General features: G+C 34.1%; 23 protein-coding genes. 12 read left to right on the top strand and 11 right to left on the bottom strand.

The window, feature by feature from the left end:
- The first annotated feature begins 64 nt into the window (after positions 1-64).
- From C1724_RS14640 to purU, 3 genes are all read left to right on the top strand, one after another.
- Positions 65-1561 carry a coproporphyrinogen III oxidase gene (locus tag C1724_RS14640; RefSeq protein ID WP_102347468.1) on the top strand — a complete coding sequence of 499 codons (1497 nt, stop codon included), beginning with the start codon at positions 65-67 and terminating at the stop codon, positions 1559-1561.
- Positions 1562-1687: 126 nt separating this feature from the next.
- Positions 1688-2464, top strand: a complete 777-nt coding sequence (locus C1724_RS14635) for an enoyl-CoA hydratase (RefSeq protein ID WP_102347467.1) — start codon at positions 1688-1690, stop codon at positions 2462-2464.
- A gap of 165 nt (positions 2465-2629) precedes the next feature.
- Entirely contained in the window at positions 2630-3532 is a 903-nt protein-coding gene (gene purU, locus C1724_RS14630; protein ID WP_102347466.1) for a formyltetrahydrofolate deformylase, read from the top strand.
- A gap of 229 nt (positions 3533-3761) precedes the next feature.
- On the opposite strand, the gene C1724_RS14625 is transcribed toward purU, so the two are convergent.
- Positions 3762-3947, bottom strand: coding sequence for a YhzD family protein (locus tag C1724_RS14625; protein ID WP_102347465.1), 186 nt, complete (start codon positions 3945-3947; stop codon positions 3762-3764).
- 200 nt (positions 3948-4147) lie between these two features.
- Here C1724_RS14625 and C1724_RS26425 point away from each other — a divergent pair, with 200 nt between their 5' ends.
- A complete protein-coding gene (locus tag C1724_RS26425; protein WP_102347464.1) occupies positions 4148-4435 on the top strand; it encodes an adhesin in 288 nt (95 codons plus the stop codon).
- 62 nt (positions 4436-4497) lie between these two features.
- On the opposite strand, the gene C1724_RS14615 is transcribed toward C1724_RS26425, so the two are convergent.
- Positions 4498-4638, bottom strand: coding sequence for a YuzL family protein (locus C1724_RS14615; protein ID WP_102347463.1), 141 nt, complete (start codon positions 4636-4638; stop codon positions 4498-4500).
- 117 nt (positions 4639-4755) lie between these two features.
- Here C1724_RS14615 and C1724_RS14610 point away from each other — a divergent pair, with 117 nt between their 5' ends.
- Positions 4756-5988, top strand: a complete 1233-nt coding sequence (locus tag C1724_RS14610; protein WP_102347462.1) for a metallophosphoesterase family protein — start codon at positions 4756-4758, stop codon at positions 5986-5988.
- A 26-nt stretch (positions 5989-6014) separates the two neighbouring features.
- The gene (locus C1724_RS14605; RefSeq protein ID WP_102347461.1) at positions 6015-8780 is read left to right on the top strand and encodes an ATP-binding protein; all 2766 of its coding nucleotides are present in this window, start codon (positions 6015-6017) and stop codon (positions 8778-8780) included.
- 293 nt (positions 8781-9073) lie between these two features.
- On the opposite strand, the gene C1724_RS14600 is transcribed toward C1724_RS14605, so the two are convergent.
- Positions 9074-10309 (bottom strand): HD domain-containing protein, encoded by a 1236-nt coding sequence (locus tag C1724_RS14600; RefSeq protein ID WP_142386553.1) that lies wholly within the window; start codon positions 10307-10309, stop codon positions 9074-9076.
- A gap of 207 nt (positions 10310-10516) precedes the next feature.
- Here C1724_RS14600 and C1724_RS14595 point away from each other — a divergent pair, with 207 nt between their 5' ends.
- Positions 10517-10699 (top strand): sporulation YhaL family protein, encoded by a 183-nt coding sequence (locus tag C1724_RS14595; protein ID WP_102347459.1) that lies wholly within the window; start codon positions 10517-10519, stop codon positions 10697-10699.
- Between the two features lie 81 nt (positions 10700-10780).
- On the opposite strand, the gene C1724_RS14590 is transcribed toward C1724_RS14595, so the two are convergent.
- The 3 genes from C1724_RS14590 to C1724_RS14580 all read right to left on the bottom strand — a co-directional run bounded on the left by C1724_RS14590 (position 10781) and on the right by C1724_RS14580 (position 12888).
- Positions 10781-11725: a peptidylprolyl isomerase gene (locus C1724_RS14590; RefSeq protein ID WP_258000405.1), complete on the bottom strand. Its 945-nt coding sequence runs from the start codon at positions 11723-11725 to the stop codon at positions 10781-10783.
- A 227-nt stretch (positions 11726-11952) separates the two neighbouring features.
- Complete coding sequence (locus C1724_RS14585; protein ID WP_102347458.1) at positions 11953-12132, bottom strand: hypothetical protein; 180 nt, start codon at positions 12130-12132, stop codon at positions 11953-11955.
- 210 nt (positions 12133-12342) lie between these two features.
- A complete protein-coding gene (locus C1724_RS14580) occupies positions 12343-12888 on the bottom strand; it encodes a DUF3267 domain-containing protein (RefSeq protein ID WP_102347457.1) in 546 nt (181 codons plus the stop codon).
- A gap of 238 nt (positions 12889-13126) precedes the next feature.
- Between C1724_RS14580 and C1724_RS14575 the strand changes: the two genes are divergently transcribed.
- Complete coding sequence (locus C1724_RS14575) at positions 13127-13474, top strand: DUF1878 family protein (RefSeq protein ID WP_102347456.1); 348 nt, start codon at positions 13127-13129, stop codon at positions 13472-13474.
- On the opposite strand, the gene C1724_RS14570 is transcribed toward C1724_RS14575, so the two are convergent.
- The 5 genes from C1724_RS14570 to C1724_RS14550 form a co-directional block, all read right to left on the bottom strand.
- On the bottom strand, positions 13471-14073 hold the full coding sequence (locus C1724_RS14570) for an HTH-type transcriptional regulator Hpr (RefSeq protein ID WP_102347455.1): 603 nt from the start codon (positions 14071-14073) through the stop codon (positions 13471-13473). The genes C1724_RS14575 and C1724_RS14570 overlap by 4 nt on opposite strands.
- A gap of 179 nt (positions 14074-14252) precedes the next feature.
- Entirely contained in the window at positions 14253-14612 is a 360-nt protein-coding gene (locus C1724_RS14565; RefSeq protein ID WP_102347454.1) for a YtxH domain-containing protein, read from the bottom strand.
- Between the two features lie 95 nt (positions 14613-14707).
- Positions 14708-15235: a tryptophan transporter gene (locus C1724_RS14560; RefSeq protein WP_102347453.1), complete on the bottom strand. Its 528-nt coding sequence runs from the start codon at positions 15233-15235 to the stop codon at positions 14708-14710.
- Between the two features lie 143 nt (positions 15236-15378).
- Positions 15379-16461: a 3-phosphoserine/phosphohydroxythreonine transaminase gene (gene serC, locus C1724_RS14555; RefSeq protein WP_102347452.1), complete on the bottom strand. Its 1083-nt coding sequence runs from the start codon at positions 16459-16461 to the stop codon at positions 15379-15381.
- 213 nt (positions 16462-16674) lie between these two features.
- A complete protein-coding gene (locus C1724_RS14550; RefSeq protein WP_102347451.1) occupies positions 16675-17097 on the bottom strand; it encodes an HIT family protein in 423 nt (140 codons plus the stop codon).
- 1054 nt (positions 17098-18151) lie between these two features.
- On the opposite strand from C1724_RS14550, the gene C1724_RS14545 reads away from it, so the two are divergent.
- The 4 genes from C1724_RS14545 (at position 18152) to C1724_RS14530 (ending at position 21641) form a co-directional block, all read left to right on the top strand.
- Entirely contained in the window at positions 18152-18889 is a 738-nt protein-coding gene (locus C1724_RS14545; protein ID WP_102347450.1) for an ABC transporter ATP-binding protein, read from the top strand.
- The gene (locus tag C1724_RS14540) at positions 18886-20097 is read left to right on the top strand and encodes an ABC transporter permease (protein WP_102347449.1); all 1212 of its coding nucleotides are present in this window, start codon (positions 18886-18888) and stop codon (positions 20095-20097) included. Before C1724_RS14545 ends, C1724_RS14540 begins: the two co-directional genes overlap by 4 nt.
- An 89-nt stretch (positions 20098-20186) precedes the next feature.
- Positions 20187-20894, top strand: coding sequence for an EcsC family protein (locus C1724_RS14535; RefSeq protein WP_102347448.1), 708 nt, complete (start codon positions 20187-20189; stop codon positions 20892-20894).
- Positions 20895-20972: 78 nt separating this feature from the next.
- Positions 20973-21641, top strand: a complete 669-nt coding sequence (locus C1724_RS14530) for a site-2 protease family protein (protein WP_102347447.1) — start codon at positions 20973-20975, stop codon at positions 21639-21641.
- The last annotated feature ends 153 nt before the right edge of the window (positions 21642-21794 follow it).

Below are 21794 nucleotides of genomic sequence, written 5' to 3'. Positions count from 1 at the left end.
CCTATTGTTAAGTACACTTTAAAGAGTGGAAATTGGTACTTTAGTGAAGAAGGTGACTACTATATTGATTATTCAAGTTAACAACATAGATTCAGTTTTTCATCGAGATATTCAAATTATTTCACAGTTATTTTTTGAAGAATGTGAAATTCAATATGAGGAGATACAAATTCCTGACCTTATGGTTACGTTTGAAATAGAAGTAACAAATGATATTGAAATAAAAGGAAAATTACTAGAGCTAAGCACGAATAGAAAGTTTACTTCGATGTATGAGAAGAAAGTAGAATATCCTCCTGGCTCAAAAGAAGCAAGAAAACAAATGAAACATGCAGTAAACCATGTCTACTTAACTCTATTACAAGAACTTACCGGCATTATTCAGAAATGGGGCACATTAACGGGTGTTCGTCCTACAAAGCTGTTGCATAAAAAGTTAAATTCAGGTGAATCAAAAGCAGCTGCGCATCAGTCTCTTAGAAAAGATTATATGATTCATGATGAAAAAATAGAGCTTATGCAAAATATTGTGGATCGGCAGTTGACTGCTATACCAGATTTATATTCCTTAGCAAATGAGGTTAGTGTCTACATCGGGATTCCGTTTTGTCCAACCAAGTGTGCGTATTGTACATTTCCGGCTTATGCCATTAATGGCAGACAAGGATCTGTTAATTCTTTCTTGGGTGGATTGCATTTTGAAATGCGTGAAATTGGGAAATGGTTAAAAGATAATGGAATTAACATTACAACCGTTTATTTTGGTGGTGGAACTCCAACAAGTATCACTGCAGAGGAAATGGACATGCTTTATGAAGAAATGTACGAATCGTTTCCAAATATGAAAAATGTACGGGAAGTAACGGTTGAAGCCGGAAGACCTGACACAATAACTCCTGAAAAATTGACTGTTTTAAACAAATGGAATATTGATCGAATCAGTATTAACCCACAGTCGTATATTCAGGAAACATTAAAGGCGATAGGGCGTCATCACACAGTTGAAGAGACAATTAAGAAATTTAAATTAGCCCGTGAAATGGGTATGAACAATATTAATATGGATCTAATCATTGGATTACCGGGTGAGGGATTAGATGAATTTCAATATACATTGGAGGAAACGGCTAAGCTGATGCCCGAATCATTAACCGTTCATACACTCTCTTTTAAACGTGCATCAGAAATGACGCAAAATAAACAAAAATATAAAGTAGCAGACCGTGATGAAATAACATTGATGATGGAAAGTGCAAGTCATTGGACGAAACAACATGGTTATGAACCTTATTATCTATATCGACAAAAAAATATTTTGGGTAACCTAGAAAATGTCGGTTACTCTCTTAAAGGTCAAGAAAGTCTATATAATATTATGATAATGGAAGAACAACAAACTATATTAGGTCTTGGCTGTGGTGCAGCGAGTAAGTTTGTCCATCCGCAAACTAGAAAAATTACAAGGTTTGCTAACGCTAAAGACCCAAAATCATATAATGATGGATTCGAGCATTATACAAATGAAAAATTAAGATTGTTAAATGAGACATTTTTAAATTAGATCATGGAATTTGCCTTAAATGGCAAATTTCATGGTTTTTATTTGGGAACATGAAGGGATTTTTAATTCTATAGTGAATAAAACAATAGAGAATTACACGTTGCTTTTATAAGGAGTGAGTGGGGTATGAATAGGGTTTTGTTATCGATTGAAGGGAGAATTGCTACTCTTAAGCTGAGCCGTCCAGATAGTTTAAATGCTATGGATGGTGAAATGATTCATGAGTTGCATGACAAAATAAAGGAGATTGCTAGTAGCGATGCTGATATTTTGATTATCCAAGGAGACGGAAGGGCTTTTTCAGCTGGCGGAGATATTAAGGCGATGCTCATAAATACAGACGATGATAGTTTTGATCGCTTAATGGATTTGATTAATGATATGATGTTAACGCTATATACAATGCCGAAACTTGTTATAAGTGCAGTCCATGGATCAGCAGCAGGTTTGGGGTTTAGCTTAGCATTAGTAGCAGACCATGTGATTGCTGAACAATCAGCTATTTTAGCAATGAATTTTATTAATATCGGTCTTATTCCAGATGGTGGGGGCCATTTTTTATTAAAACAACGTTTAGGGGAAACAAAGACAAAACAAGTTATTTGGGAAGGAAAGAGACTTACAGCACATGAAGCACATGCCTTAGGCTTAGTGGATGATGTTTGTATGGATCACGCCGTTGATGCAGCCCACAGAAAAGCAGCTGTTTGGCTTCAAAAACCTATTGAAGCAATGATTAAAACAAAGAAAATCATGGTAGATAGTAATCGTGCACAGTTCATTGAGATATTAAAAATGGAGAAATTAGGGCAAAAAAAGATGCGTCATACTGCCAATCACAAAGAAGGATTAAATGCATTTATTGAGAAAAGAAATCCAATATTTTCAACCAATGTAAAATAAAGAAGAAAATTGATAGGTAATTTTACAATATTGGTTGGATAGAAACGGTTTCAGTGCTATTATAGTGTAGGAATCTCACGTAATTCGCCATTTTTGCAAATTACGTGTTTTTGTATTTATAATAATGTTATAATAACTTGAATTTTTATTCGGACGGAGGTCAACATGAATCAAGTTCTTCAGCAACATTTACAAGAATTTAAAGAGAAAAATAAGAATCATGCGCATTTATTAATCAGTTGCCCAGACCAACCTGGAATTGTTGCAGCTGTTTCTAATTTTTTGTATGAGCAGGGAGCAAACATTCTTAACTCTAATCAGTATACTACAGATCCACAAGGCGGTACTTTCTTTATTCGATTTGACTTTAGCTGTGAGGATTTATCAGCTCGAGAAGGGGAGCTAGAACAGCGGTTTGAAGAGATAGCCAATAAGTTCCAAATGAACTGGCAGATTATTTACGCGTACCATTTGAAAAAAATGGCGATTTTTGTGTCAAAAGAAGATCATGCATTACTTGAGTTGTTATGGCAGTGTCAATCAGGGGATATCATCACTGATATTGCATTGGTAATTAGTAATCATGAGGATGTAAGACATACGGTTGAATCTTTAGATATTCCGTTCTATTATACTCCGATTACGAAAGAAACGAAACGTGAAGTTGAAGAGCAACAATTACAGTTATTAAAAGAATATAATGTTGATGTGATCGTACTTGCAAGATACATGCAAATCTTGACACCGGAATTTGTTTCTAATTTCCCGAATCAAATTATTAATATCCACCATTCATTTTTACCTGCATTTATTGGTGCGAAACCGTATGAGCGTGCTTTTGATCGCGGAGTTAAGTTAATTGGGGCAACGTCTCATTATGTTACAAATGATTTAGATGAAGGACCTATTATTGAACAGGATGTAGAGAGAGTGAATCATAAGGATGATGTGGACGAGTTAAAGCGCATTGGCCGGATGATAGAGCGTCGTGTATTAGCAAGAGCTGTTAAGTGGCATTTGGAAGATCGCGTAATTGTTCATGGTAACAAAACGATTGTTTTTGAATAAAGTATAAAAGTCCTGATTATTAATAGGCTGTGTTAAGGCTTGTTGATTAGAGCGGAAGGTGCGAGACTCCGGCGGTATATCCTGTAAGACCAAACAGGCGAGATGCGCCGGAAAGGCTCACCGCCCGCCCTGTTGTTAATCCTGAATAGAAATCAACATCCGCGTTTAATAAAGCCATTTAAAAAGGTAGGTAAAGGCGTACAGGTAGTACACCTAAATAACTTAGAAACTAGGCGTGGAATAGTAATAATTTACCGGTAGGTGAAACACAGCGATGTGTGTATTCAAGGTATTCCTTTTCTGTAAGCATTGTTTCGCCGATACGTTTCGCTTCCAGGTCATTGGCAGCTTGAAAATTTTCTGCGAGCAATACTTTTCCTTTTTTATCAAACACGGTTAGTATATAAGCTTTCAATGGTTAACCTCCTTTTTAAAATATTCAGAAAAATGGTGATAATAAATATATAATAACTGAACAAAATATAAAAACAAAGGAAAACGTTCAAATCACCATGATCGTTTCTCCTTTAGAAAAACAAACCATTCATAAGCAGATTTGTGGACAAATTATACACCTGTAGGTAGACTATAAATATAAATAAGGGGGGCTTAATTTTGAATATCACTAACGAAGCAAAAGAATTAGTTGAAAAGATCTTAAGTGAAAACAATGCAGATAATATTCGTGTTTATTTTGCAGGCATGGGCTGAGGCGGTCCAAATATAGGGTTGGCTCTGGATGAGCCAGTTGAAAATGATTTAGTAAAAACAATTAATGGAATTAAAGTGGCTATTGATTCTCAAATTGCTGAGCATACAGAGGTTTTAACGTTGGATCGTGAAACAGGTCCTAACGGTGAAGTAGGTTTAGTTATGTTAGGAAACGAAAGTGACTGTTGCTAATATAGATAAAATAAGGCTCCCACTAGAGGGGCCTTATTTTTTTGCATTTTTGATTGTAGAGCTTAATCTTTTTTGTATTGCTGATTGTTGTTAGATTGAAAAGAGTGTTCAGTTAATTGTTTGTGCTGTCCAGGATTCATTTTGCCTTTAACACTAGCTGCAGCAACACCATTTTTACTTGGATCCGCTTGTCTTTTTGCCATGTCGATCACCTCCATTCTTAATCTTTCCAAAAAAATTTCCTTTATGAATTTCGCGATCATTCGTTCGCTGTGTTAAAATAAAAGCAACTATTAAGTAAGGAAAGATGTGGTATAAAAATGGATAAGTTGAAGTTTATCCATACTGCTGATTTGCATTTGGATAGCCCTTTTAAAGGATTAAAGCATATGCCAGCTAAGCTTTTTCAAAAGGTTAAAGAAAGCACTTTTACTGCTTTTACAAGGATCATTGAGCTTGCGATAACAGAAAAGGTAGATTTTGTACTTATTGCCGGGGATTTGTTTGATCATGATACGCGGAGCTTACGATCACAGGTAATATTACGCGAAGGCTTACAAATGTTATGCAATCATAATATTCAGGTTTACATAATTCATGGGAATCATGATCATTTAAGTGGCAATTATGCTCAAATATCTTGGCCAGAAAATGTTCATATCTATTCAAAGGAAGTTGAGATGAAACCTTTTCAAATAGAAGGTAGGACGCTAGCACATATTTATGGGTTTAGTTATGGGCAACGAGCAGTTACTGAAAATATGACAACCTATTATCAAATGATAGAGGGAGCTCCTTTTCATATCGGGATGCTTCATGGGAATTTAAAAGGAGGTACAGACCATGATGCATATGCACCATTCACAGTTGAAGAACTTTTAGATAAACAATTTGATTATTGGGCTTTAGGACATATTCATAAACGTCAACAAATCCATGAAAACCCTCCAATTATCTATCCTGGGAATATTCAAGGTCGACATACCAATGAAAAAGGAGAAAAAGGCTGTTATGTAATTGAATTATCAAAAGAACAAACGCTATCAAAGTTTATTCCGGTGGCTGAAATTATTTGGGATAATATTGAAATAAGTATAGATAATGTTGAAACATTTGATCAACTCATCGATAAGATACAAATTCAGAAGAATGAGCTTAGGCTTAATAATCGATCTGTGTTACTAACTCTGAGTATTAAGGGGAGTGGCCCTCTCCACTCGTTGTTACAGCAGCCAAATGCAACTGAACAGTTATTAGAATTAATCAATGATATCCAAGAAGAAGATCAAAAGCATTTTATTTGGACGATAGCATGTCGGATTAATACATCAATACCATATGATCGTAATCAATTGAAAACTGAACCTCATTTTTTAGGTGATTTACTTAGACAAATCGATGACAATCAAGATGAAGTATATGAAAATGTGCTGATGTTCTTTTACAAAAACAGGAATATGGGACGCCATTTAGAACCATTCGGTGATGAAGAGAAAAGGGAAATTTTTGAGCAAGCGGAAAGACTCCTTTTAGAGGAACTCTTAAAGAACTGACGATTTAGGAGGTGGGTATAGACACTATGAAAATCGTGTCATTATTTATTTATGGTTTTGGGCAATTCGAAAATAAATCAATCGAAATGAATGACAACACTTCCTTTCAAACGATCTATGGGAAAAACGAAGCTGGTAAATCGACGCTTATGGCCTTTATTCAAGCGATATTATTCGGTTTTCCTACAAGGCATCAATCGGAAAATCGATATGAACCAAAATCAGGAAACCGTTATGGCGGTAAACTAATAATTAAGTTAAATGATGAACTAATAACAATAGAGCGTATTGCTGGTCGAGCAACTGGTGAAGTAACTGTATATTTCCAAAATGGAAAAACAGGTGGCGAACCTGAATTATCAAAATTACTAGGGGGATATGACCGCTCCATTTATCAAGCTATTTTTTCATTTGGACTTAAAGGTCTACAAGCAGTTGATAGTATTAAAGCAGACGATTTAGGGCAGTTTTTATTTTCAGCCGGGGCTTCTGGTAGTCAAGCTATTTTTGAACTTGAAAAGAAATTAGAAAAGCAAATTGATGAGCTTTATAAACCAAATGGCAGAAAACCGAAACTAAATCAAAGAATAGCTAAACTAGAGACATTGCATTCAGATCTTACGAAATGGCAAGAAAAAATCAGTACCTATAATACAGTTGTTCAGAAAAGAGATAATCTTAAAGTGAGGTTACATGAGCTTGAAATAAAGCAAAATGAGGGAGAAATATTACGAAAGGAATACGAAAAAAAACAAATACTAAAGCCGTATATTAACGAACGTTTACAGTTGGTAGCTAGCCTGGATCAACTCACCAATTATGAACCATTTCCCACAAACGGAATTGAACGATTGGAAAAATTTCAGCTACAATTAGCACCATTGAGTGCTCAAAATAAGTTGATTGCTGAGAAACTTAAGGAAGTAGAGGATGTTCTAAAAAGCTTTCAATTAAATAATAATGTAGCTATTCATGAATCAAAAGTACGTTCATTAAATGAAAAGTTTAAGGCCATTCAACTACAAGAAAAAGAGCTAGAAAAAATAAAGCTATCACTACGGTATGAACAAGATGAAATCGATCACTTATTGGAACGGTTAGGTGGTAATTATACAGAAGAGACTGTTCAAAAAATCGATATTAGTTTGGTTATTAAAGAGCGCTTAAGCGAGTTGATCATGAAGAAACAACAGCTAAACGAACAGCAGAAATTTTTAGATGAGCAGTTTAAATCAGCTAAGAATGAGCTAGAGCTTACAGAACGAAGTCTTCAAAAACTACAACATCATCAGTCTGGTGATAATAATAGGGATACAATTAATCACCACCAGCCTAATGTAACTTTATTTCTATATGTCATGTTAGCAGCTATCATTATGGGACTATCATTTTATATTTTTGAATTAATTTATACAATTTTTATTGTACTATTTGTCAGCTTGCTTGCCATATTTTTTATAAGAGTAGACCATAGCAAAAGACTAGAGCCGATACATGTTCATCATAATTTAGTGGACCAAGAACGTATCATTCTATCTCAAAAGGAGAAAAATTTTGAGAATATAGTGGAGCGGTTTGAAATGTGGGAACAACAATTTAGAATAGCCGAGGACGCATTGGAGAAGTTTTGTAAGGCGCGCGGTTTTCCACTTGGACTTTCGGGTTCACAGTTGCTAGATGCATTTCAAGCAATTGAAATAATAAAAAAACGTATTCGTAGTAAAACTCAATTGGAGCAAGAGATAACGCTCTTGAAAAAAGAAATTCATGGCTTTTATATACAAGCTAGAGAGCTTGCAAAACTATTAAATATAGAAGAAGACTCAGTTGAACTTTTAATTAAGCAAATGTTAAAACAAATAGAATTTGTTAAAGAACAATCGGCACTAAAACAGCAATATTTAAGCAAACAGAAAGAGCTTGTAGACCAAAAGTTAAATATTGAAACACAAATAGCCTATTTTCAGGAGAAGATTAAGGATTTATATGGTGGTGCAGGCGTTCAAACTGAGGAGGATTTCCGCCAAAAAGGAAATGCTCAATTGCAGTATACTGCTATCGTTACTAACTTAAAAGCAGTTGATGCGCAGTTACACACCCTTACGAATGTAAAGGAAAAGCATTATCTTAAGGAAGTAGAGCTTGAAGGGCTAAATTACAATGAAAAGCTTCGTGAAATAGAGAAAGATAGAAATCAATATAAGCAAGAGGAAAAAGAACTTCAATTAGAAATAGCTGATTTAGCGATGCAGATTGAACATTTAGAAAATGGTACATCTTATTCAGACCTTCTACACCGCTATTCACTAGAGCGATCTATATTTCAGGACGAAGTAAAGCAATGGGCTACATATCAGGTTGCTAAAGATCTATTACAAAAGACGAAAGATTATTATCGTGAGGTACGCTTACCGCAAGTTATTAAAACTGCAGATGGATATTTTTCATTCCTAACGTTGGGAGCATATGTTAAAATCTATCCACCTAGTGAGGAGAACGGATTTATAGTAGAGCGACGAGATGGCTTAAGGTTTAAACCGGATGAATTAAGTCAGGCTACTACAGAGCAGCTTTACTTATCTGTTCGTCTTGCATTAGCTAGTACATTTAATACACCTAGCCCTCTTCCCATTTTAATAGATGATAGTTTTGTTAATTTTGATAAGTTTAGAACAAAGCAGGTACTAGATCTTCTTAAAGAAATAGCACAAAAACACCAACTATTATTTTTCACATGTCATGATCATCTATTGATGTACTTTAATCAAGAAGAACTACTATCATTAGAGTAACTAGATTAGTGTAATGCATAATATTGACACAAGCGCCCATTTTACGGTTCATGGGCGCTTGCGCTTTTCTAGCGGCTTAGGAATTTATAAAATGGCAAATGATGTGGCATAACTTAGATAACAGTAGTGTAATCTAGCTTCAGCGCCCAGCCCCTCGGGGTCAAAGACGCACAGGAGGTGTTAATGCCGGCGTTGCCACAGGAGGTGCTAGTATCGGCGTTGCGACAGGATGTCGCGGTTTTAGCCGATGCTTGCCCGCCCGGGGCTAAGCCGGGCGCTCACGCCTTTTATTCTTATTTAATAGTTTCTGTATTTTCATATCTGCTATCTAAATAGTCAACAATGTGAATAAGGTACCCTTCAAGTGTTTGTGGGTTTTTTACACATGAGCCCCATTCAGGCAGGCCATGGTGGCACAGAATACAATGGTGCATATGATGAATATCTTCTAAGGATATTTTAATATTTTCAGTTTCTATGATTTTAGAAAGCAGCAGCACTCCGTACGGAATATGTCCTACCATAACGCCAAGTTCATCCATTGTAATGCCTGTTGGTTTTCTCTGCTCAAGCGATGAATGGTCAGCCGTAGGGAATAAAAATTTAAACTCTTCAAATTGTTTACCTGCGTGATGGTATTCAAGAAGTTTACCGATGTCATGAAAAAGAATACTAACCATTAACAAGTCATAATTAGGTTTCACACCTTTATGTTTGAACATGCCATAAAACATTGTATATAGATGGTCTATTGTATCTTTCCAAACTAGGGAACGTGAATTATTACCCGGTGCTGAAGATTGTAAATCAGCCCATAGCTCATCTTTATGTGCTTTTTCAACCCTATGGATGAGCTTTAAAACAGCTTGAAAATGATTGTCTTCTATGGAAACTATATATCTGGCAAACCTCATTAAACCTACAGTATGTTTTAACAATCCACCTAAATAGTTATGGTGAAATCCTTTAGCTGCGGGTCTGATTTTAAATTGATCCCAAAACTTGCTCATTGCTGCTAAAGAGATTTCTTTAAAAGGCGATTGAAGCTCTAAAATATAGCTGAATAACTCTACAGTTAATTCTTCAATATTTTGTTCTGTACAGGCAATCAATGAATTAGGATTAACCTTATTATCACATGGTGTAAGTTGGTTGATTGTAATCGATTTAAAACCTTTATAATCCTCGACTTTACCCAAAACATCAAATAAATAATACTCCTCTAGTAGCTCAGTGAATTTTTCTACGGATCCATTGTTATCCCATATTTTTGCGCTGACAGCCCCGATATTGTTACTAAGCTTTAATTTTAAATAATGCTTATTAGTTTTTGTTTTTTCAACGGTATATTCATTTAATAGAAACTGAGCTTGTACATCATTGCCGTGTTGTTCTAGCTCAATATTGAAAGTCTCAGTTCCTTCTGCCCAAACAGGAGGTGGAAATTCTTTAATAACTTTATTTCGGTCTTCATTCGAGATGTTAATTTGGACGGGTATAAAATCATAAAAATAAGATTGCGATGACATCAAATTCCTCCAAAATTAGAATATGTAAGTGTTGCAATTTATTTATGTGGATAGATTCATTATAACGCATTCCTAACGATAATTATTATTTATAAGACGAAAAGTAGTTGAAAGAAGATATAGGTATAATTTGCAAAACGTATCATATTTTATAATAAGAGCTTGTCTTAGAATTTTACGGGAAGTTTAAAGGAGTGATTCATACAGATGGAAAGTTTACCATGGTGGATTTATCTTGTTTTTGCAGGAATAATATTTAGTGCATACATGATGGTTAAATCCTCAAAAGAAGAAGAAGAGATTGATCAAAGCTTTATCGAAAAAGAGGGAGAAATCTATATACAAAGAATGGAAAGTGAAAGGGAACGAAGAAGACAAATGATGAATTAAAATTTGGCGTTACAGAATTAACAATGTTCTGTAACGCCAATAATTTAGCAACATATCATAAGAGAAATAACCGAGGTTACCTTATTTACTTTCTTCTTTTTCAGAAGATTCTTCAGCTTTTTCTGTTTCCTTTGTTTCCTCAGTTGTCTCGGCAGGAGTTTCAGCTGTAATAAAATCAAAGATTCCACTTAGCTCTTTATCATTTACTTTAATATCCGCTTCTTTTAATTCACTTTTGATCTTTTCTTGAACAGCTGTCGGATCTTCCTGTACTTTTGCTTGTATTAACTCTTTACGTATATCGTCCTTCTTTTCCTCATACGGCTCTAATTCTTTACGATCAGTAACTTTAATAATATGATAGCCAAAATCAGATTTAACAAGGTCACTTACTTCATTTACGTCTAATGCATATGCAGCTTCTTCAAATGGAGGAGTCATCATGCCAGGTCCAAAATACCCTAAATCGCCACCTGCTGCACCTGAACCGGGATCCTCAGAGTATTCTTTTGCTAACTCAGCAAAATCCTCGCCATTATTTACTCTTTGTAGAACCTCTTTGGCAAGCGTCTCATCTTTTATAAGAATATGACTTGCTTTAATTTCTGGTTTCATTTCGTCGTAACGTGCTTTAATATCTTCTTCAGGAATTTCTATATAAGTAGCAAGAGCTTTATCCTGAATAAGTTGAAGTTTTAGAGTATCTTTAAAAGCTTCCTCATCTTTAACTCCATTTGAGGATAGGAAGAATTCAAATTGATCCCCGTATTGTTCTTTTAGTTTTTCTAATTCTTTATTAACCTCTTCATCGGTAACACTGTATTTATCTTCTAATACTTTCGTAAGAACCATTTCATAAATAACCATTTCTCCATACTGGTCCTTAAGTTTTTGATACAATTGATCCTCCGTAATATCTCCGGCTGATGTTTCTACGATAACTTCCTCTTCAGCTGTACTACACGCAGCTAGTCCAAAAATTGCAACTGCAGCAGTTGCAGATAATAACCACTTTTTCATCATCATAATGACACTCCTATAATTTTCATAATTGTTAAACACAACAATTACTATAACATACTTCTTAAAATGATTAAAATAAAAACGATAAAATGGCTTTAAAACAAACAGAGCCATCTTGAAATAAATACTTTGCACAATACGTCAGGCTAACTTGCTATAGAGTATATCCGTAAAAAATTTACCCGCTACCAATGCAATGGGTAACGGGTAAATTTTGACTTTCATTTTCGTTATGTATACAAAATTTCTACATAGGATGATACTAATAATATTGTTATTAAAACATTTATCGTTCTAAATACTTTTGGCTGGCGATCTTCAGGAATCTCTTTTTTCATGCACAATGAATTAGTCATTGAATTGATTAGATACAAGAAGAAAATCGCAAATACAATGAACAAGGAAATCATAAAATTGAGATTCCTCCTTAGGTAAAGATATAGTAGAGTATTAGAATGAGTTCCATTATCAATGTTTATTATTTCATTCTACTATATTTTATTAACAATAACAAAAAAAATGTAGAAGAATTATTAATTATTAATACAATAGGGATCCGGTTTAGTTTTGGATAAAACTCATGTGAAATTGCATTAAAAAAAGCACCCAAAAATTGAGTGCTACTGTGCTCTATGAATTAAAATATCAAAGGTGTCATTAGTTTGATCAATTTGACATTTTTTTGGTGCCTTTATAAGATGCTTTAAATAAATATAATCAGTTAACGATAGTCCGATATTATAAGCAGCAAGTATAAGAAGGTAATGCATATAAACAGGGAAAAGAATACTTGCAGATACTAAAGGTACCGTTATGAAAAGTGTCGGTGATAAAATCGAAAGGACTTTAATAAATTTGCCCATAGAATCTAAATATTGAATTTGAAATGTAGGCATGAACATAAATCCAAATGAAAGTCTAATCTTAGTTTTTTTTGACGTAATCCAAGCAGGTATAGCATGACAAATAATATGAACGGGTATCATTATGAATAAACCGATAAGAAATAACGGTAAACCATTATCGTTTAAGTGAATATTTTCGTTTATAATACTTAAAGGTACGTACATAATAATAAAAGATAAAAACATAATAATAATTGAAATAGATATAAGACGATGATTACCAAAGTCACGTGATAGATTAATTGTTTTCCAACAAATCACGTAAACCACCTCGATATTAATAATATTATAGGATAAAATCGCATATTATGTCGAAAACACATTGATTAAAATAATGCAATTGCTTAAGATACTTCAAATACTTTATTATGTTTTTCATTAAAAATCAATAGGTTTTTAAGATAAATTATTAGTGAAATTTTAATGAATTGGAAAGTTGTGTAATAGGTTAAAAATGAAAACGTTATAGCAAGTATAAAAAAGTGAGGAAGAACGTTAAATGGAATTAGAAGAGCGCTTGAAGAAGGTTGAATACCATCAAAAACTGTTACTTAAAATGTTAAGAGGTAGCCAGTTTCCTGTTTATGAAATTGTAATAAATAAAGATTTGACAGAGGACGAAGTGGACGATATATTTAAACTTTGTGAAGAACTGAATTGTTTATATGAACAACAAAAAGAGGAGGGGTTTGTCCACTTTATCCCGCTCCTCACCAAGTTTGTTGGTTTACTTAATCATAAAATTTCTGCAGAAGAGATGATCGATGCATTAATTGGTCAAAAACTTTATCTGCCCTTAATGATGGAATTAAGAAAATCATTAAACGACGTCAGGGAAGAGCATTAACTACTTACTGGTTCTTTCTGTTCAGTTTGTAGTTTTGCTGGATCCTTTTTAATCAACTTTCCGTTGTCTTCCACAAAATCTTCGTTAATATTATTAAAAGATTTTTCAAAAATTTGCATAAAATCATCGCCATAGATATTGCGGATAATACACATAAACTCGGTCATCTCTGGAAATTTTCCATATAGTTCACGCAATGGATTTGCAGCATTGTGTGCTCCGTATTGCTCAGGATCATAAGTTTCCATTGTTTTAAGCAGTATTTCCTCGCCTTGCTCTGTAAGCTCTACATACGTATTTCTTTTATCATCCTCTTTTTTCGAGAATGTTAAGAAACCTCTTTCTTCCAATTTCTTCGAGAAATTGAAAGCAGTTGATACATGCATTACCCCGAACTTAGCAATTTCAGAAATGGAAGCGCCTTTTAAATGGTATGCTATCCAGAGAATATGGTGCTCATTAATATTAAGGTCGTAAGGCTTAATCCAGTTTTGCCAATCCTTTTCAATTGATTTCCATAGTGCTTTACTTAACTGTCCAATTTTTTGACTGAAAATTATTGCGTCTTTCATCGGGTATGGACGATCCTCAAGGCTCATATTGTTCACCAACTTTTCTTAAAATGATTATTCTAGAAATCTAATAATATTATTCTTCTATTATGCCAATAAATTAACTAAATATAAAGAGTATTTTTTGCCTAAATTCAGAAAATTGATTAAATTATTGTGAAAATTTATTGATATAATGATAAAAAGCCTGTAAAATAGCCTTTTTTTTATTCCTTATTGGTTAAACTTTCTAACTTCCGGAATGACTCTTCAATATTTTTTAATTCATCGTTAATTCTTGCTTGGTTAGGTTCAATATCTTTTCTCCAAGCGGATACTGAAGTTTTTACGTCGTTAGAAAAGTCTTTGAGAATGAGCGCACTTTCTTTTGAAGAGTTAACGACTTGTTCTTTTATGGATGATGATTCTAATTTTAAAGCGTTTACAGCATCTTTTACCTTAGAACTATTTAACTTAATTGTTTCTCTCCATTCGTGGCCGCTTTTTGGCGACACTAATAGTGTAGTGATCGTTGCTGCAACCCCACCTACGAGAATTCCGGCTAATAGAGATTTTCCTTTAGACATAGTTATCACCCTCCAAATTAATATACTTATATTATAACGGCATTTTTTGAATATGTAAAAAAAACAAAAGCACCTTTATAGGTGCTTTTGTTCTGTTATTGTTGCGGGACCGCGATTTTACTGCGCTTAAGAATCGCCTGTACAATTGGGTAAATAATAACCATAGCAATAGTATTTACAACGGTTGCTGGTAATACAACTGCTGTAAATAAAGCCGCAAAAGAAGCGCCGCCTGGAAGTCCGAATAATACGAGTGCTGATCCTAGAAACACTGACCCACTAATAATTGTACCGATAGCAGTAAGAATGCTGGCTGAAACCACTGATTGATTTACTTTTCTAACAGCTAAAAATAATGCAAAAAATAAAAATGCAGTGATTGGTTTATCAATCATGTTTGCCACCTGACCACCTGGGAAACCAGTTGTTAAAGCAGATACAATACCAGTTGCAAGTGCTAATACAATAACATTTTTCTTTTCCGGGAATAAAATTATTCCTAAAAACATCATTGTAAGTAACATATCAGGCTTCATTCCTAAAAAAACAGGGGGGACAACAGCATGTAAAACTGCACCAATCCCAACTAACATCGCTAAAGATACAAGTACTTTTGTATTCATTTCTCATCTCTCCTCTACTAATCTACACTTTTTTTAATTTTTCAATAGTGTCCTTATGACCTATTGCAAAAATTATATATAATATATTAACAAAAATCTTATTATATTAAAAGAGTTATAATGAATAGTTTTGAAAATTTAATTTAATTATTTGCTTTGAAAGAATTCATGTAATCACGTAAGGCTTCACAAGATTCTAATGGTACTGCATTGTAAATAGATGCTCGGCAACCACCAACTGATCGATGTCCAGCTAATCCTACAAAGCCAGCTTCTTTAGCACCAGCAAGAAAATCTTTTGTTAGTTCGTCACTAGGTAAAGTGAATGTAACGTTCATATTTGAGCGACTACCTGGTAACGCATGCGCTTTATAAAAACCATCACTTTCTTCGATTGCATTGTATAACAATGAGGCTTTTTCCTTATTTATTGCTTCAATTTTATCTAAGCCACCGAGATCCTTAGCCCATTGTAGTACAAGGGACAGCATATAAATTCCAAAAGTTGGCGGTGTATTATATAAAGAGTTTGAATCAACATGTGTGCGATAATCTAACATTGTTGGAAGATTTTCAGGTATACGAGAGAGTAGATCTTTTTTTAGAATAACAACGGTAACGCCTGATGGTCCTAAATTCTTCTGAGCTCCAGCATAGATAAGTGAAAAGTCTTCAACATTAAACTTTCGACTTAAAATATCACTAGACATGTCACCGATAAGGTCCACGTTATTTAATTTAGGGAATTCAGCCCATTGTGTTCCATATATTGTATTATTCGAAGTAATATGTAAATAACCAGGATTTTCACTTAATTCGATATCTTCTACACTTGGAATAGAGTTATATTTCGCTTCCTTTGTGCTTGCTGCAATATGGGTTTGTCCAACCTTTTTTGCTTCCTTTAAGGCCTTATCAGACCATGAACCTGTTAATACATAGTTTGCCGCTTGGTCTTTCCCTAAGAAGTTCATCGGAATCATAGAAAATTGTAAACTGGCACCACCTTGTAAAAACAATACATCATAATTTTCCGGGATATTTAACAATTCTCGAAGAAGTGACTGTGCTTCTTCATGTACTGCATCATATTCTTTGCTGCGATGACTTAATTCCATTACTGACATTCCAGAACCTTTAAAATCCAATAATTCTGCTTGAGCTTTTTGTAAAACTTCAAATGGTAATGCAGATGGACCTGCATTAAAATTGTATGCGCGTTTCATTTTTTTGCCTCCTACTAAAGTTTTTTGCTACTTTGAAATAAAAAGTTTAATACAAAAACAGTACAATTATGCTATTATCCTACCATGTTTTGATTAAGAAATACCAAAAAAATTTTGAAAAATTAAAAGAAAAATACTTAAAAAATGGCACGCAAAATGGCGTGCGTTTCTAGTTTGTTTAATTTAATAAGAATCACAATATGTTATGTATGGCTATTTAATCCCTGCTGAAATAGATGCAGCAATGTTTTGTAAGTCCTCTTTTGTGTAGTCGCTAGTATTCGATTTCCATACTGCCCCAAATCCATCACCTTCACCGTATCTCGGGATTAAATGAAGATGTAAATGAAAAACTGTTTGTCCTGCTTTTTCGCCGGTATTGCTAACGAGGTTTAGACCTTCTGGATTTAATTGATCTTTAATTGCATTCGTAATTTTAGGAACTGCAGCGAATAGTTGTTGAGCAGTTTCAGTTGAAAGATCATATAAATTTTCATTGTGCTTCTTTGGTATCACTAGTGTATGTCCTTTTGTAACTTGAGATATGTCTAAAAAAGCTAAGACATGCTCATCTTCATACACTTTGGCAGACGGAATTTCGCCAGCAACGATCTTACAAAATATACAATCAGCCATCTGTATCAACCTTTCCATTTGTAATATTTACCTAGTTCCCATTATACAAGATTTAAACCTAAAGGGAAATCCGAAAAGCGAAAGCGCTTAGAATCTAAACAAAAAAACAGGGTGCCCGATTGACACCCTGCTCCCGAAGAGAAGAGGCTTACTAGTTGCTTCTAAAACAGTAAGTGGTCTTTTACAGACACCTCATTTCCAATGGTACTGGCCTCTAAGTCAGTTAAATACCGATCACAGACACCCCACCTCAAGGAAAAGTTTGTTTTTTATGCAACATATAAAGCAGCTAAGTGGTCTTTTCGAGACACCTCATTTCGGTTTAAAATGACGCTACTGAATCCTCATTTAGATTGTTCACTGTCATCATCTCCCTTAAAAATGACGGCTGTTTACTTTGTAACTCCCCTCTTCAATAATTATAATAACCATTTGCAAAGGACACTATGCAACTTTTTTTATAGAAAATATTCTAAGGGCTTTTCGTATGTCTAGTCATTCAAAGTAATCTGTTACGTAGTATGCTTTTTTTAATTCACATAAAAAAACAGGGTGCCCGATTGACACCCTGCTTCGAAGAGAAGAGGCTTACTAGTTGCTTCTAAAACAGTAAGTGGTCTTTTACAGACACCTCATTTCCAATGGTACTGGCCTCTAAGTCAGTTAAATACCGATCACAGACACCCCACCTCAAGGAAAAAGTTTGTTTTTACGCAACGTATAAAGCAGCTAAGTGGTCTTTTACAGACACCTCATTTCGGTTTAAAATGACGCTACTGAATCCTCATTTAGATTGTTCACTGTCATCATCTCCCTCAAAAATGACTGCTGTTTACTTTGTAACTCCCCTCTTCAAGAGTTATGATAACCACTATTAGAGAATCGTATACACACTTTTTTAGTAATTGTTAACACAAGCATTTCGACTAGATAAACCTAAGGGGTTATAAGGGATGTGGGAAATGTGTCGACCATGAAAGGTGTTTTGCGCATGAAAAATTTGTTAATATAGTAAAGAAGGATAACAGTTCTATTGTCAGAAAGGAAAATGGAAATGTCCAAATTACTTGAAATTAATGAGCTTACAGGAGGCTATACAAACAAACCTGTAATAAATAATGTTTCGTTCGATGTTCAGCCAGGAGAAATTGTAGCGCTGATCGGTTTAAATGGGGCCGGTAAAAGTACAACAATTAAACATATTATTGGTTTGATGGAAGCAAAATCAGGCAATGTAAGTATAAACGAAAAAACTTTTTCTAATGATCCTGATGGCTACCGAAAACAATTTACATATATTCCTGAGACACCTATTTTATATGATGAGCTTACGTTGTATGAACATTTAGAATTAACAGCTATGGCTTATGGCCTGGAGAAAGGTACTTTTGATGATAGGTTAAATCCCTTACTTAAGGAATTTAGAATGGAAAAGCGATTGAAATGGTTTCCTGTACATTTTTCAAAAGGCATGCGTCAAAAGGTTATGATCATGTGTGCTTTTCTTGTACAGCCTTCATTATATATTGTAGATGAACCGTTTGTTGGGCTCGATCCTGTCGGAATACAATCGTTTCTAGATATCATGGAAAAGTCAAAGAAAAACGGAGCAGGAATATTAATGTCAACACATATCCTGTCAACTGCAGAACGTTACTGTGATCGTTTTGTAATACTCCATGAAGGGCAAGTTAGAGCCAAAGGCACGATGCATGAACTACGGCAACAGTTTGATATGAAGGCAGCTTCGTTAGATGATCTATATCTTCAATTGACGAGGGAAGAATTATGATAGATGTCATGGATCTCTGGAAAAAAAGATTTCAGTTATTCGTCAAGGATACACAGCGATACTTAAAGCTTATTTTTAATGATCATTTTAAGTTCGTTATTTTATTTGCTGTAGGTGGGGGCGCCTTTTATTATCAGCAATGGCTTGAAACATTACCACAAGCATTTCCAGCTGCATGGGTTATAGCCATTATCGTCGGATTTGTATTGACTCAAAGTCCAATTCAAACATTTTTGAAAGAGGCAGATTTGGTTTTCTTACTTCCAATTGAAACAAAGTTGAAACCCTACCTTAGAAAATCAATAAGCGTGAGTTATCTGGTTCAATGCTATTTACTAATTTTAGTGATTGCTGTGCTAACTCCGTTGTATCTTCATCAACAAGGTTCTACTTTTTCAAAATTATTAGTAATAACCTTTGTATTATTAATAGTTAAAGCTATTAACATTATGCTTAAATGGTATAATCAATTTTACACTGATTTTCGAACAAAATTTACAGATCAAGTTCTGCGAATGGCCATAAATATATTATTAACTTATTTTCTATTTAGTGGAGCTCCTTATTATTTCGCACTAGTTCTATTGATAATAATGGTTGGATTAATGTTTTACTTTTATCATGCGACCAAAAATAAAGGGTTGAAATGGGAGTCATTAATTGATATAGAATCACAGAGAATGATGACTTTTTATCGAATAGCAAATATGTTTACAGATGTTCCAAAATTAAAAGATCGAGTAAAAAGAAGAGCATGGCTAAACTGGATTACAAGTAAAATTCCGTTTGAGCAACGGTCAGCCTTTTTATTCCTATATTATCGAACATTTACTCGTTCTAGTGATTACTTAGGAATTTATGTGAGATTGCTAATTATTGGAGGTATTCTGCTTTACTTCTTGCCGTTAGGGTATGTTAAAATTGCGTTAGTTATATTATTTACTTACCTATCCGGTTTTCAATTACTTTCTTTATTTAGACATCATACGATGAAAATATGGGTAGATCTTTATCCTATTTCGGAACAAATTAGAAAGCGTAACTTTCTAACTATGCTATTTCAACTTTTACTTGTAAAAAGTTTACTGTTTGCTTTAGTTTTATTAATTAGTGGAGACATAATGTTAGCCTTTTTAGGGTTTGGTGTAGGAATTTTATTTTCATACATCTTTGTTTATACATATATAAATAATAAAGTGACTACTTAATAACAACATTTAATACCGTGCGTCTTTGCAATACTCCGAGTGGGTAGTGATTATGCTCTTTATATTAATGTTCTAAAGGAAGATTACTTATGGTAAATTATGAGGTAAAAGCTAGAAAAGAGTTAGCGAGTTGGAAATTAGATATGATGAAAAAATCACCTTTAATTAACCGGCTGTCAAAACGTGCCCAAACTAAAATCAATCAAATAATCCCGACTAAAATTCATGTTTTAATGACAGAAAGTATAAAAAAAATGGTAGAAGCAACCTTGATAGGGTCAAATATTACAACTAATAAGAAAATGTCAACCGATTCTTCATTAGAATTAATTGAAGATAAAGTAAGGATCAAGTTGAATACGTACAAGCGAACAGCTGCGATCGAAGGGGCAGGTACAGGTGCAGGCGGTATTTTTCTGGGGATTGCCGATTTTCCATTATTATTAAGTATAAAGATGAAGTTTTTGTTTGATACTGCGACACTGTATGGTTTTGATATAAATGAATATAAAGAGCGCGTTTATATATTATATATCTTTCAGTTAGCTTTTTCTTCGGATGATCATCGAAGGAACATCTTTAGAACAGTTGAGAATTGGGATCAAAACCTTGAGAATATCGATGATATTGATTGGCGATTATTTCAGCAAGAATATCGCGATTATATAGACCTTGTGAAGTTGTTTCAATTGCTTCCAGGAATTGGTGCAGTTGTTGGGGCATATGCTAATTATCATTTGCTAGATCATTTAGGAGAAACAGCAATGTATGCTTATCGGATGAGGCTTTTACTTTAATACCCCACTATCTTAAAGGGATAGGGGGTTGTTTTATGTATATAAAATTGAAATTACTACGAAATAGGATGCGATATTATGGAACAATTTTTAGCCTTTCCTTTAAAAGATATTCCTTTATTAATACTTGTGCTGGCAATTGCATTTTCAGTACATGAGTTTGCACATGCCTATGTTGCGTATCGTTTTGGTGATCCAACAGCCCAAAAGCAAGGTCGGTTAACGCTCTCACCATTAGCACATTTAGACATTTTCGGAACTATTATGATCTTTATTGCTGGGTTTGGATGGGCAAGGCCGGTACCAGTTAACCGGGCATATTTCAAACGACCACGCTTAATGGGAATATTGGTTTCATTGGCAGGGCCATTAAGTAATTTTATACTTGTCTTAGTAGGTTTTTTCTTATGGTACTCATTACTCTCTAGTGATTTCATACTAACTAATCTACCTGCTAATGTTGTTGATACATTATACCAGTTTTTCAACTTATTCATTTTATTAAACCTGATATTATTTATGTTTAATTTATTACCTTTTCCACCTTTGGATGGCTATCGCATGGTTGAAGATCTTGCCCCACCGAAAATTAGAGTTGTACTTACCAAGTATGAAAATTACGGGATATTAATTTTTTTGATTTTAGTGATCACACCATTAGATCAATATACAATTACTCCTATATTTCATAAAGTGATCCCTGCAGTTTTTTCAGGATTAGATCAAGTTTTCACGAGGATATTTTGAATAGAAATGGTTAATAGTTGAAGAAACTAAGGAAACAAAAGTTATATATGATAACATAGAATGAAAAGATGTTAGAAACCTAACAATAACGGAGATGGAATGTTCTTGTTTTTATGCTGAAAAACGTTGAAGATATCGTCAAATTTATGACAG

Source organism: Bacillus sp. Marseille-P3661 (assembly GCF_900240995.1).
Classification (GTDB): Bacteria; Bacillota; Bacilli; order Bacillales; family Bacillaceae_J; genus OESV01.
This window is presented reverse-complemented; position numbering and strand designations above follow the sequence as displayed.